The sequence below is a fragment of the Actinomadura mexicana genome (assembly GCF_900188105.1).
In the GTDB taxonomy this organism is placed as follows: Bacteria; Actinomycetota; Actinomycetes; order Streptosporangiales; family Streptosporangiaceae; genus Spirillospora; species Spirillospora mexicana.
In genome coordinates this window covers 23,921-36,735 of the sequence record NZ_FZNP01000016.1, presented here as the reverse complement: position 1 = coordinate 36,735, position 12,815 = coordinate 23,921, and the positions used below count along the sequence as shown (strand labels likewise).

Genomic DNA, 12,815 nt, shown 5'->3' with positions numbered 1-12,815 from the left:
CCGTTCCGTCGTTCGTTAAACCGAACGATCCCGAGCGTAAGCGCGTCCCGCGCGCGATGTCAACGCGCGGACGGCTGCGGATTCAGGGGGTTTCGACCAGATGGGACGGGGTCCCAGGTGAGGCGTGAAGCCGCTGGTCAGCGCTGTACTGCAGCAGCAGGACGGACCGGACCGGCCCCTCGACGGCGGTGTAGCTGTGCGGCAGGCGCGCGTCGAAGCCGACGTAGTCGCCCGGCCCGAGCTCGACGTCCCGGTCGTCCACCCGAACGGCGAGCCGCCCGGACTGGACGACCGTGTGCTCCGTCCCCACGTGGCCGAGCGAGTCCTGCCGGCGGCCGGCCCTGACCTGCTGGTCGTACACCTCGACCATGGCGCCGCCGGACTCGATGCCGCGCAGCGGCCGCAGGTCGACCCCCTCCCCGCTCAGCACCTCCACCTCCGCCGCCCGCACCACCGTGAGCCCGGACGGCTCCTGGTGGTCGAGCAGGTCGGAGATGGGGACCTCCAGCGCGCGCGACAGGCTGAACACGGTCTCGATCGTGGGGTTCCCGGCGCCCGCCTCCAGCTGGGACAGCGTCGCCTTGCCGATCTTGGAGCGGCGGGACAGCTCCGACAGCGACAGGCCGAGCTCCAGGCGCGCGCGGCGCAGGTTGCCGGCCAGCACGTCCCGCACCGATTCCCCCGACGCGCCCACGCTCCCGCCCCTCGCCCGCTCGCTCACGTTCGCTCTATCGAACGGCCAGTGTACTCGGCGGGCCGACAGGGGCAGAGTTCCACCAGCGTCCCGGCGCCGGCCTCGCGGCCGAGCGCGCCGAACGCCTCCCGCTGCGAGGCGATCGCGGCGGGCAGGTCGAACACCGCGCGCACGTCGGCCGCGGAGAGCAGCAGGACACCGGCCATGGGGAGATCCTTTCCAGGCCGCAGCCGCGCTGTCGAGTGGCGAAAGGGCAAGCGGTGCTTACCGATCAGTGCATGAGATCGCATGCTTGCCCGTCTCGACGCCCGTGCCCCGACGTTTCACGCTTTCACCATCCCGGACCACGAGGACCTGCCGGCCACGAGCGACGGAGAGCCGCCGATGACTCCACTGACCCCGCGGGACCGCGGACGCCGGTTCCGGATGTTCGGCGCGGCGGGCGCCGGCCTGCTGCTCGTCCCGCTCGCGGCCTGCGGGCCGGGCGACTCCGGCGGCTCGGGCGCCATCAAGATCGGCGTACCGGCGCCGCTGAGCGGCGACTCGGCCTCGGCGGGGCAGGACATCCTCGCCGCGGCCAAGGTCGCCGCCGACGAGATCAACAAGGCCGGCGGGGTGGACGGCCGCAGGATCCAGATCGTGGAGGCCGACGACCAGTGCAGCGCCCAGCAGGGCGCCCAGGCCGCGCAGAAGCTGCTCAACAGCGGGGTCGTGGCGGTCGCCGGCGGGTACTGCTCGGGCGCGGCGGTGCCCGCGATCCCGATCTACGGCAGGCGCGGGGTCCCGTTCGTGATGGACGCCTCCACCAACCCGTCCCTCACCGACGGCGGCAAGGGCAAGGTGTTCCGCACCTGCGGGCGCGACGACAACCAGGGCCTGGTCGCGGCCAAGTTCATGACCGGGCCGCTCGGCGCCAAGCGGATCGCGCTGCTGCACGACAACACCACCTACGCCAAGGGGCTCGCGGACGCGGCGGCCGGCTCGGCGAGGCGGGCGGGCGGCCAGGTCGTCTACGAGAACGCGCTGCAGCCCGGCCAGTCCGACTACGGCCCCGTCCTCACCAAGATCGCCTCGACGCGGCCGGACGTGCTGTACTTCACCGGCTACTTCGCCGAGGCGGGGCTGCTGATGAAGCAGCGCGAGCGGCTCGGGCTGAAGTTCACGCTCATGGGCGGGGACGCCACGACCGACTCCACCGTTCTGAAGACCGCGGGCTCGGCGGCCGGCGGCTACATCGCCACCACCGCGCCGCTGGCCAAGGACCTGCCGGCCGCCGCGACGTTCGTCTCGGCGTACAAGGCCGCGAACAACGCCGACCCGGGTCCGTTCTCGGTGTACGAGTACGACGCGGTGAAGGTCGTCGCGAAGGCCGTCGACGACGCCGGGTCCACCCGGGGCGCCGCGATCACCGAGGCCCTCCACAAGATCAAGGACTTCCCGGGCATCACCGGGCCGATCACCTTCGACGCCAAGGGCGACCGGACCGACCCGCTCTACATCACCGTCCAGGTCCGGAACGGCGCGTTCACCGCCTACAAGAAGCTCGACGCGAGCGGCGCCACCTGGGTGGACGCCAAGACCTCCTGATCAGGGGCCCGATGAGCGAATTCGTCCAGTACCTCGTGAACGGCCTGACGATCGGGGCGTTCCTCGCGCTGATCGCGCTGGGCTACTCGATGATCTACGGGGTGGTCCGGCTGATCAACTTCGCGCACGGCGACGTGTTCATGATCGGCGCGTTCGCCGGGTTCGGGACGCTGACCGCGCTCGGCGCGACCGGCGGGATGGCGCTGCCCGCCATCCTCGCCGCCGTCGTGGTCGGCGCGCTGGCCACCGGTGTCGTCGGCGCCGGCATCGCCAGGGCCGCCTACGTGCCGCTGCTGTCGTCCCCGCGCCTGGCGCTGCTGATCGCCGCGATCGGGGTGTCGCTGGCGCTGGAGGAGGGGGTCAAAGTGCTCACCGACGCCCGGTTCGAGTCCTACCCGCACGCGCTGGACGGCGGCCGGATCCTCAGCGGCGCCGTCCACGTCACCTGGGGGCAGCTCGTCCTGGTCGTGCTGTCGGTGGCGCTGATGGCGGCGCTGTGGCTGTTCGTCACCCGCACCGTGACGGGGACCGCGATGCGCGCGCTGGCGATGGACCGCGACGCGGCCCGGCTCCAGGGGATCAACGTGGAGCGGCTGATCCTGACGACGTTCTTCGTCGGGTCGCTGCTCGCGGGCGCGGCCGGCGTCATGTACGGGCTGTACTACGTGCAGATCAGCTTCGGCATGGGGTTCCTCATCGGCCTGCGCGCGTTCACCGCCGCGGTGCTCGGCGGCATCGGCAACCTGCCGGGGACGATGGTCGCGGGCGTGTGCATCGGCCTCGTGCAGTCGTTCTCCGCCGGGTACGTCTCGTCCCGCTGGACGGACGTCCTCATCTTCGGGCTGCTGATCGCGGTGCTGGCGCTGAGACCCACCGGCCTGTTCGGCGAGCGCGTCGTGGAGCGCGCGTGAGGGCGCGGGCGAAGCGGACCGCGGGCGGGGAGGCGGCCGTCCGGTACGGCGGCTGGCCGCTGCTCGTCGCGCTCGCGCTGGTCGCCGGGCAGGCCCTCGACGACTACGCGCTGACCGTCGCGGGGACGATCCTGGTCTACGCGATCCTCGGGCTCGGGATCAACATCGTCGTCGGGTACGCGGGCCTGCTCGACCTCGGGTTCGCCGCGTTCTTCGCGATCGGCGCGTACGCCTCGGGGCTGCTGGCGCTGAAGCTGGAGTGGGACTTCTGGGCGACGCTGCCGGTCGCGGTCGCCGCCGCCGCGGTCGCCGGGGCGGTCATCGGGTACCCGACGCTGCGGCTGCGCAGCGACTACCTCGCGATCGTCACGCTCGGCTTCGGGGAGATCATCCGGATCACGGTGATCAACCTGGAGGTCACCGGGGGCCCCAACGGGCTGACCGGGATCCCCCCGGTGACGGTCGGCGGGCGGGAGATCATCACGCCGCGGGACTTCTTCCACCTCGCGCTCGCGTTCTTCGCCGTCGTGCTGGCCGCGACGGCGCTGCTGGCCCGCTCGCGGCTCGCCTACGCCTGGCGCGCCATCCGGGCCGACGACACCGCCGCCGAGGCGGTCGGCGTCCCGGCGCGGCGGGTGAAGCTGCTGGCGTACGTGCTCGGCGCCATGGTCGGGGCCGTCGCGGGCCCGCTCAACGCCGCGCAGCTCGGCACCGTGGACCCCTCCAGCTTCACGTTCCTGACCTCCCTGATGATCCTGCTCGTGGTGATCATCGGCGGGATGGGCAGCCGGCCCGGCGTCATGGTCGGCGCCGTGGTGATCGTCGCGCTGCCGGAGGTGCTGCGGGCCGTCCAGGAGTACCGGGGGCTGTTCTTCGCGCTGCTGCTCATCCTGATCGTGCTCCTGCGGCCGCAGGGCGTGTGGCCGTACCGGCCGCGCCGCCTGCGGCTCCCGGCGGAGGCGGGGCCCGCGCCCGGGCCCCCGGCTGCCCGGGGAACCCTGCTGGAGGTGGACGGCCTGTCCCGGCGCTTCGGCGGTGTCACGGCCGTGGAGGGGCTCGCCCTGCGCGCGGACGCCGGTCAGGTCGTGAGCGTGATCGGCCCGAACGGCGCGGGCAAGACCACCGCGTTCAACTGCGTCACCGGGTTGATCGCGCCGTCGGCCGGGACGGTCGCGCTCGCCGGGCAGGACGTGCGCGGCCTCGCCCCGCACCGGGTCGCCGCCGCCGGCCTCGCGCGCACGTTTCAGAGCATCCGGCTGTTCGAGGAGATGACCGTCGCCGAGAACGTGCTGATCGGCCGGTTCGCCCGCGACCGGGCCCTGCTGCGGCCGCTGTCGCGCGCCGACCTCGACACGGTCCGCCGCTGCCTGGACTTCGTCGGGCTGCTGGAGGCGGCCGACCGCCCGGCGGGCGGGCTCGCCTACGGCGACCGGCGCCGGCTGGAGATCGCGCGGGCGCTCGCGGGCGACCCCCGCGTCCTGCTGCTGGACGAGCCGGCGGCGGGGGCGAACCCGACCGAGAAGCGGGCGCTGATGGGGCTGATCTCCCGCATCAGCGCGCTCGGCGCCGCCGTGGTGCTGATCGAGCACGACGTGGCGCTGGTCATGTCGATCTCCGACCGGGTGACGGTGCTGGAGCACGGGCGGACGATCGCGGTGGGGCCGCCGGCCGAGATCCAGCGGGACCAGCGGGTCATCGCCGCCTACCTCGGCGTGCCGGACGACCCGGAGACCGACCTCGTCGCGGAGGTGCTGCGGTGACGCTCCTGCGGGTCGCCGACCTGCGCAGCCGCTACGGCCAGGTCGAGGCGCTGTCCGGGATCTCCTTCGAGGTCGGGGAGGGCGAGATCGTCGCGCTGCTCGGCAGCAACGGCGCCGGCAAGACCACCGCGCTGCGGACCGTCACGGGCCTGCACCGGGCCCGGTCCGGGCGGGTCGAGTTCGACGGCCGCGACATCACCCGGCTCGCCGCGCACAGGGTCGTCGCGGCCGGGCTCGGGCACGTCCCGGAGGGGCGGCGCGTGTTCCCGGCGCTGACCGTCGCCGAGAACCTGCTGCTCGGCGGGTACCTGCGGCGCCGCGACCGGGCGCTCGTCGCGGCCCGCCGGGACGAGGTCTACGCGATGTTCCCGCGCCTCGGCGAGCGGCGCGGCCAGCCCGCGGGACTGCTGTCGGGCGGCGAGCAGCAGATGCTCGCGATCGGCCGGGCGCTGATGCTGCGGCCGCGCCTGCTCGCCCTGGACGAGCCGACGATGGGGCTGGCGCCGCGGACGGCGCAGCAGGTGCTGCGGGTCGTGCGGGAGATCCGCGACCAGGGCGCCACGGTCCTGATCGTCGAGCAGAACGCCCATCAGACGCTCCGCCTCGCCGACCGCGCCTACGTCCTGGAGACCGGCCGGATCGTGCTGGAGGGCCCGGCGTCCGCGCTCGCCCGGGACGACCGGGTGAAGGCCGCCTACCTGGGCGGCGACCCGGTCATCGAGGCGACGTGAGGAGCCTGCGCGCCGCCTCCTCGATCGCGGCCTCCGACAGCAGGACGTGGTAGGCGGCGTCTCCGAGGGGGATGAAGCTGTCCTCGCTCGTGACCCTGGCCGCGCGTCCGCGGAAGCCGGCGTCGGCGAGCGCGGTCAGGACACCCTCGGAGACGCCCCCGGTGCGGCGCGTCTCGTCCGCGACCAGGACGGCGCCGGTGGCGCGGGCCTCGCGCAGCAGGTCCTCGACCGGCAGCGGGGCCAGCCAGCGCAGGTCGACCACCCGGCACCGGACGCCCGCGGCCTCCAGGCGGCGGGCCGCCCGCAGGCTCATCCGCAGGCCGTTGGCGAAGGTGACGACGGTGAGGTCGCCGCCGTCCCCGTAGGTGCGGGCGCGCCCGATCGGGACCGTCCCCCCGGCCGGGGCCAGCCACCCGCCGTCGCCGTCCTCGTGCAGGTCGCGGGCATGGTAGAGCGCGATCGGCTCCAGCATCGCGCACACGCGCCCCTCGCCCCCGGCGGCGTCCGCGCACGCGCGCAGCATCCCCGCGGCGTCGTCGGGCCGGGACGGTGACGCGATGACGAGCCCCGGGATGTCGCGCAGGGCGGCGACGGAGTTGTCGTTGTGGAAGTGGCCGCCGAACCCCTTCTGGTAGGCGTAGGCCGCGATCCGCACGACCATCGGGTTGCGGTACCGCCCCGAGGAGAAGAACGGCAGCGTCGCCGCCTCGCCCCGGAGCTGGTCGGCGGCGTTGTGCAGGTAGGCGAGGTACTGGACCTCCGGGACCGGCAGCATCCCGGCCGTCCCGAACCCGAGTGCGAGGCCGAGGACCGACTGCTCGTCCAGGATCGTGTCGAACACCCGCGCCGCCCCGGCCCGCCTCACCAGCCCGCGCGTGACCCCGTAGACGCCGCCCTTGCGGGCCACGTCCTCGCCGAAGACGAGCATGCCGGGCCGCTCGTCCAGCAGGTCGCCGAGCGTCCGGTTGATCGCCTGCGCCAGCGTGACCGGCTCCCCCTCCGCGCTCCGCGCTCCTCCACCGGGGGCGTCGTACCGGAGCGGCGCCATGACCTCCGCGGCGGACGCCAGGCGCGGGGCGCCCGCGACCTGCTCGGCCAGCGCCATGACCTCCGCGCGCTTGGCCTCGTAGCGGCCGACGATGTCCTTCGCGGTCGCGACGCCGCGGTCGACGAGGAGGCGCGCGGTCCGCAGGAGCGGGTCGCGATCCAGGTCCGACGCGATCTCGGCGGGGCTCCGGTACGACGACTCGACGTCGGAGCCGGCGTGGCCCATCAGGCGGACGGTCCGCAGGTGCAGGAACGCGGGACGGCGGCGTTCGCGGACCCAGTCGGCCGCCCGCGCCGCCACGGCGTGGGCGTCGGCGAGGTCGCAGCCGTCCGCGTGGAAGTAGGCGAGGCCGGGCCGCGAGCCGTAGGCGGCGTGGATCCAGCCGGGCGCCGTGCGGACGCTGATGCCGATGCCGTTGTCCTCGCAGACGAGCAGGAGCGGCAGGGGAAGGCCCTGGTGACCGCAGTTGACGGCGGCGTTGACGGCGCCGGTGGCGGTGGAGTGGTTGGCGGAGGCGTCCCCGAAGCTGCACACGGTGATGGCGTCGCGCGGCCACGGCGAGTCCAGGCCGAGCCGGGCGGCGCGTTCGATCGCGAAGGCCACGCCAAGCGCCCGCGGGAGGTGCGAGGCGATGGTGGAGGTCTGCGGGATCACGTTCAGCGGGCGGCTGCCGAACACCTTGTGGCGTCCGCCCGCGATCGGTTCCTCGGCGGCGGCGACCAGCCCGAGGAGGACGTCGCGGAGCGGGTTCCGGCCGGGGACCTGGCGTGCCCGCTCCAGGAAGAACGCGCCCGACCGGTAGTGCAGGAGCGCCGGGTCGTCCGGCCGCAGGGCGCCGGCGACGGCCGCGTTCCCCTCGTGGCCGGACGAGCCGATCGTGTAGAAGCCGTGGCCCTGGGCCCGGAGGCGGCGGGCGGCGAGGTCCAGGTGCCGGCTGCCGAGCTGCGCGTCGAACAGCTCCAGGCAGCGCTCGCCGGTGAGCCCGCCCGGCGGGGCGGGCGCGCCGGACGGCACCAGGGTCGCGGCCGTCTCGAGGAAGTGGACGTCGGCGGGCTCGGGCATGCGTGCTCCTGCCTGCGGATCGGGACGCGTGTCGAGCATCGGACGCCGCCCCGGCCGCGGCCAAGCCGCGCGAGACCGCGAACCGGTGGGGAGTTGGCCAAGGATCGCTTAACGACGGCCCCCGGAGAGCCTCAGCCGGGCTTGGCCTCGCGGTAAGGAGGCCGCGCTCTGCCCGATCTTGGCGCGGGCGGGCGGCCCGTTCAGGCTGGAACCGTGCTCTCCTCCGTCATCGGCGGCGCCCGGATCCCGGCGGGACCGCGCTCGTACCGCTCCACCGACCCGTCCCGCACGTCCGAGACGGTCGCCGAGGTGGCCCTCGCGGACGCCGGCGACCTCGTGCGCGCCTGCCGGGCCGCCCGCGAGGCGCAGGACGCCTGGCGGGACGTGCCGGCGCCCGTCCGCGGGCAGGTGGTCGCCGCGGTCGGCCGGCTCGTCGAGGCCAACAAGGCGGCCCTCGCCGCGATCGTCACCCGGGAGGTCGGCAAGCCCCGCGCCGAAGCCCTCGGCGAGGTCCAGGAGATCGCCGACACCTGCGCGTTCTTCCTCGGGGAGGGGCGGCGGCTGTACGGGCAGACCGTCCCGTCCGAGATGCCCGACAAGCAGCTGTTCACCTTCCGGGACCCGGTCGGCGTCGTCACCGTCGTCACGGCGGGGAACTTCCCGGTCGCGGTGCCGTCCTGGTACATCGTCCCCGCGCTGCTGTGCGGGAACGCGGTGGTGTGGAAGCCCGCCGAGTACGCGGCGGCCTGCGCCGACGCCTTCTACGAGCTGTTCGCGCACGCGGGGCTGCCGGACGGCGTCCTCAACGTCGTCCACGCCGACGGCGCCGAGACGTTCCGCGGCCTTGAGCGGGCGCTGGGCGAAGGACTGGTCGACAAGGTCGGCTTCACCGGCTCCACCGGGGTCGGGGCGCGGATCGGGGAGCTGTGCGGGCGCCACCTCCAGACGCCGTGCCTGGAGCTCGGCGGCAAGAACCCGATGGTCGTCGCCGAGGACGCCGACCTGCCGCTCGCCGTCGAGGGCGCCCTGTTCTCGGGGTTCGGGACGGCCGGGCAGCGCTGCACCTCCCTCGGGACGGCGATCGTCCACGAGTCGGTGCACGGCGAGTTCGTGCGGCTGCTGGACGAGGCGACGCGGGCCGCGGCCGTCGGCGACCCGGCGGACGACGTGCTGTTCGGGCCGCTGATCAGCGAGCGGTTCGCGGACGGCTTCGAGAAGGTCCTCGGCTGGATCGGGCCGGGCCACACCGTCCACGGGTCGACGGCCACCGGGCGCATCACGGCGGCCGCGCCGCGGCAGGGCTTCGCCGGAGACCCCGAGGCGGGGCTGTTCTACCACCCGGTGATCGTCGACGGGGTGGGTCCCGGCGACGAGCTGTTCATGCACGAGGCGTTCGGCCCGATCATCGGCGTCACCGCCTACCGGACGCCGGACGAGGCGATCGCCCTCGCCAACGCCCCCGGCTACGGCCTGTCCGCGTCGATCTACACCACCGACCCGGCGAAGGTCTTCGCGTTCCGGCGGCGGATCTCGGCCGGGATGGTGAGCGTCAACAACTCCACCTCCGGCGCCGAGGCGCACCTGCCGTTCGGCGGGAACGGGCGCTCGGGCAACGGCAGCCGCCAGTCGGGCATGTGGGTGCTGGACCAGTTCACCCGCTGGCAGTCGATGAACTGGGACACCTCGGGACGGCTGCAGAAGGCGCAGATGGACGTCCTGGAGATCGCCCCCGACCCCGGCTTCCGGCTGTAGGGGCGGCCGTGGAGACGGGGACGCAGACCGAGACCGAGACCGAGGCCGACGTCGTCGTCATCGGCGGCGGCGTGATGGGGACGAGCGTCGCGTTCCACCTCGCCGAGGCGGGGGTGCGGCGCGTGGTGCTCGTCGAGCGGGACGGGCTCGGATCGGGGTCGACGTGCAAGGCGGCGGGCGGCGTGCGCGCCCAGTTCTCCGACGAGGTCAACATCCGGCTCGGCGCCCGCAGCCTGGAGGCGTTCACCCGGTTCTCCGGCCGTCCGGGGCAGGAGATCGACCTGCACCAGGTCGGGTACCTGTTCCTGCTGTCGCGGCCCGAGGACGTCGCGGCGTTCGAGGCGGGCGTCGCCCTGCAGAACGAGCTGGGCGTCCCGAGCCGGATGATCTCGGTCGCGGAGGCCCGCCGGCTGTCGCCGCTGATCGTCCCCGACGGGCTGCTGGCCGCCGCGTTCTCCCCCGACGACGGGCACTGCACGCCCGAGTCGGTCGTCCTCGGGTACGCGACGGGCGCGCGGCGGCACGGCGCGGCGATCCGCACCGGCTGCGAGGTCACCGGCATCGAGACCGGCGGCGGCGAGATCAAAGCCGTCCGGACCTCGCGGGGGCGCATCCACGCGCCCGCCGTCGTCTGCACGGCCGGGGCCTGGTCGGCGGCGGTCGGACGGATGGCGGGCGTCGACCTCCCGGTCGAACCGCTGCGCCGCCAGATCGTCTTCACCGAGCCGCTCCCGGACCTGCCGCGCCCGGTGCCGATGACGATCGACTTCGCGACGTCGTTCTACTTCCACGCCGAGGGCGGGGGCCTGATGCTCGGCATGTCCGACCCCGACGAGCACCCCGGCTTCCTGCTGAACCGCTCCGACGCGTGGCTCCCCCGGCTCACCGGGGCGATCGGCGCCCGCGCGCCGCGCCTGCTCGACGTGGGGCTGACGGGCGGCTGGGCGGGCCTCTACGAGGTGACGCCCGACCACAACGCGCTCATCGGCGAGGACGCGTCGGTGTCGCGGTTCCTCTACGCGACGGGCTTCTCCGGTCACGGCTTCCTGCAGGGCCCGGCGGTCGGCGAGGTCGTCCGCGACCTGTACCTCGGCCGCGCGCCCTTCACCGACGTCGCTCCCCTGCACGCCGCGCGGTTCGCCGGCGACGCCCTCCGCCCGGAGACCAACCGTGTCTGACGTGCTCGCGCTGATGGACGAGTGGGGCCCCGAGCGGGTCGTGTGCGTCTCCGACGCCCGGACCGGGATGCGGGGCGTGCTGGTCATCGACAACACCGCCCGCGGCATGGGCAAGGGCGGCATGCGGATGAGCCCGTCGGTGACGGTCGCGGAGGTGGCGCGGCTCGCCCGGGTCATGACCTACAAGTGGGCGGGCGTCGACCTGTTCTTCGGCGGGGCCAAGGCCGGGATCGCGGCGGACCCCGGGTCGCCCGACCGGGAGGCTGTGCTGCGCGCGTTCGTGCGGGCGCTGTCGCAGGAGATCCCCCGCCGCTACGTGGCGGGCCTCGACATGGGGCTGTCGGAGCGGGACGCGGCGATCGTCCAGGACGAGCTGGACGACCGGGGCGCGGCCGTCGGCACCCCGCACGCCCTCGGCGGCATGCCCTACGACGAGCTGGGCGTGACCGGCTTCGGGGTCGCGGAGGCGGCCGACGCCGCGGCCCGGCACGCCGGGATATCGCTGCGGGGCGCGCGGGTCGCGGTGCAGGGGTTCGGCGCGGTCGGCCACGCGGCGGCGCGGCGCCTGCACGAGCTGGGCGCGGCCGTCGTGGCGGTCTCGACCGTGCACGGCGCGCTGCACGACCCGGACGGCCTGGACGTCGGGCGGCTCCTCGCCCTGCGCGCCGAGGCCGGCGACGCGGCGGTGCGGGAGTACGGCGGGCGCCTCCTGGCGCCCGGCGCCGAGCTGTCGGTCCCGGCCGACGTCCTCGTCCCCGCCGCGCTGCAGGACGTCATCGACGCCAAGGCGGCCGCGAACGTCCAGGCGGCGATCGTGGTGGAGGGCGCGAACCTGCCCACCGGGCGGGCGGCGCAGCGCGTCCTCGCCGAGCGCGGCGTGACGGTCGTGCCGGACTTCGTGGCGAACGCGGGCGGCGTCGTCGCGGCGGGGTTCGCGATGGACGCCCGCTACTCGGCGTTCCGCCCCGACCCGGACGCGGTGTTCACGGCGGTCTCGGCAAAGATGCGCGACAACACCGGCCGGGTCCTGGACGCCGCCCGGACGCGGGGCACGACGACGCACGAGGCCGCCGTCGCGCTCGCGCAGGAGCGCGTCCGCGCCGCGATGGAGCTCAAGGGCCGGTGGCGCCGCTGACCTCGCTCTGGACGCCCCGGGCGGCCTCGATGAGGCCGCGCATGGCGTCCTTGACGAGCGGGTTGGTGTTGGTGGTGCGGCGCAGCACGGTGACGTGCCGCCGCGGGCTGCGGCGGCTGAGCCGCAGCGTCCTCAGCCCCGGAGCGGGGACGCAGCCGAGCGCCGGGACGAGCGCGATGCCGAGCCCGCACCCGACCAGCCCGCACACCACGGCGTAGTCGTTGCTGCGGAACGCGATGTCGGGGACGAACCCGGCGGTGCCGCACAGCCGCAGCAGCGCCTGCGCGCCCGCGCTCTCGGGGCGGCTCGCGATCCACGTCTCCGACCGCAGGTCCCGCAGCCGGACGGTGCGCCCCCCGGCGAGCGGGTGGTCACGCGGGACGCACAGCACCAGGTTCTCGTCCATCACCGGCGTCTCCACGATCTGGTCGGGCCAGGTGCGCGGGAACAGGTCGTACCGGTAGGCGAGCTGGAGGTCGAGGTCGCCGTCGAGCAGTTCGGGCAGCAGCTCGTCCGGCTCGCCCTCGGCCAGCGTGATGTCGATGCCGGGCCGCACCCGCGACAGCTCCGCCAGCACCCGCGGCAGGATGCGGGCGCTGGCGGTCGGGAAGCTGCCGAGCTGCAGGGCGCCGCGCTCGCCGCTGGCGACCGTGCGCAGCTCCCGCTCCAGGGTGTCGAGGGCCGACAGCACGTCGTTGCCCTTGCTGACCAGCAGGAACGCGGCGCTCGTCGGGCGCACGCTGCGCGCCCGGCGCTCGAACAGCACCAGGCCGCAGGCGCGCTCCAGCGCGGCGATCTGCTGGGAGACGGCGGACGCGGTGTATCCGAGGTTGCGGGCCGCGTCCGCGAACGAGCCGGTGCGGACGACCTCGCGCACGGTCTGGATGTGCAGGGGACTGATCATGGACGCACCCCGTTCAGCGCCGAACGTGACCGCCTCCCCCGCAGACGCCTCCC

11 protein-coding genes are annotated in these 12,815 nt (G+C 74.6%); 7 read left to right on the top strand and 4 right to left on the bottom strand.

The window, feature by feature from the left end:
• Window positions 1–82: 82 nt before the first annotated feature.
• Window positions 83–721 (bottom strand): helix-turn-helix domain-containing protein, encoded by a 639-nt coding sequence (locus tag CHC11_RS32035; protein ID WP_245920036.1) that lies wholly within the window; start codon window positions 719–721, stop codon window positions 83–85.
• Window positions 718–900 carry a hypothetical protein gene (locus CHC11_RS32030; protein WP_089315604.1) on the bottom strand — a complete coding sequence of 61 codons (183 nt, stop codon included), beginning with the start codon at window positions 898–900 and terminating at the stop codon, window positions 718–720. Before CHC11_RS32030 ends, CHC11_RS32035 begins: the two co-directional genes overlap by 4 nt.
• A 178-nt stretch (window positions 901–1,078) precedes the next feature.
• Here CHC11_RS32030 and CHC11_RS32025 point away from each other — a divergent pair, with 178 nt between their 5' ends.
• Genes CHC11_RS32025 through CHC11_RS32010 form a run of 4 tightly spaced genes read left to right on the top strand, consistent with a single transcriptional unit; the run spans window position 1,079 to window position 5,683 of the window.
• Entirely contained in the window at window positions 1,079–2,281 is a 1,203-nt protein-coding gene (locus tag CHC11_RS32025) for a branched-chain amino acid ABC transporter substrate-binding protein (RefSeq protein WP_218826339.1), read from the top strand.
• Window positions 2,282–2,292: 11 nt separating this feature from the next.
• Entirely contained in the window at window positions 2,293–3,192 is a 900-nt protein-coding gene (locus tag CHC11_RS32020) for a branched-chain amino acid ABC transporter permease (protein ID WP_089315603.1), read from the top strand.
• Window positions 3,189–4,952: a branched-chain amino acid ABC transporter ATP-binding protein/permease gene (locus CHC11_RS43000; RefSeq protein WP_179279106.1), complete on the top strand. Its 1,764-nt coding sequence runs from the start codon at window positions 3,189–3,191 to the stop codon at window positions 4,950–4,952. The genes CHC11_RS32020 and CHC11_RS43000 overlap by 4 nt, the downstream gene beginning before the upstream one ends.
• Window positions 4,949–5,683 carry an ABC transporter ATP-binding protein gene (locus tag CHC11_RS32010; RefSeq protein WP_089315601.1) on the top strand — a complete coding sequence of 245 codons (735 nt, stop codon included), beginning with the start codon at window positions 4,949–4,951 and terminating at the stop codon, window positions 5,681–5,683. Before CHC11_RS43000 ends, CHC11_RS32010 begins: the two co-directional genes overlap by 4 nt.
• Here the strand turns inward: CHC11_RS32010 and CHC11_RS32005 are convergent.
• A complete protein-coding gene (locus tag CHC11_RS32005; RefSeq protein ID WP_089315600.1) occupies window positions 5,667–7,793 on the bottom strand; it encodes a thiamine pyrophosphate-dependent enzyme in 2,127 nt (708 codons plus the stop codon). The two genes, CHC11_RS32010 and CHC11_RS32005, sit on opposite strands and share 17 nt — an antisense overlap.
• A gap of 213 nt (window positions 7,794–8,006) precedes the next feature.
• Here CHC11_RS32005 and CHC11_RS32000 point away from each other — a divergent pair, with 213 nt between their 5' ends.
• From CHC11_RS32000 to CHC11_RS31990, 3 genes are read left to right on the top strand one after another with little or no spacing between them, the layout of a single operon-like run.
• Window positions 8,007–9,545 carry an aldehyde dehydrogenase family protein gene (locus CHC11_RS32000; protein WP_089315599.1) on the top strand — a complete coding sequence of 513 codons (1,539 nt, stop codon included), beginning with the start codon at window positions 8,007–8,009 and terminating at the stop codon, window positions 9,543–9,545.
• 8 nt (window positions 9,546–9,553) lie between these two features.
• Window positions 9,554–10,723 carry an NAD(P)/FAD-dependent oxidoreductase gene (locus tag CHC11_RS31995; protein WP_245920034.1) on the top strand — a complete coding sequence of 390 codons (1,170 nt, stop codon included), beginning with the start codon at window positions 9,554–9,556 and terminating at the stop codon, window positions 10,721–10,723.
• Complete coding sequence (locus tag CHC11_RS31990; protein WP_089315598.1) at window positions 10,716–11,858, top strand: Glu/Leu/Phe/Val family dehydrogenase; 1,143 nt, start codon at window positions 10,716–10,718, stop codon at window positions 11,856–11,858. Before CHC11_RS31995 ends, CHC11_RS31990 begins: the two co-directional genes overlap by 8 nt.
• Here the strand turns inward: CHC11_RS31990 and CHC11_RS31985 are convergent.
• Window positions 11,836–12,762, bottom strand: coding sequence for a LysR family transcriptional regulator (locus CHC11_RS31985; protein WP_089315597.1), 927 nt, complete (start codon window positions 12,760–12,762; stop codon window positions 11,836–11,838). The genes CHC11_RS31990 and CHC11_RS31985 overlap by 23 nt on opposite strands.
• Between the last annotated feature and the right edge of the window lie 53 nt (window positions 12,763–12,815).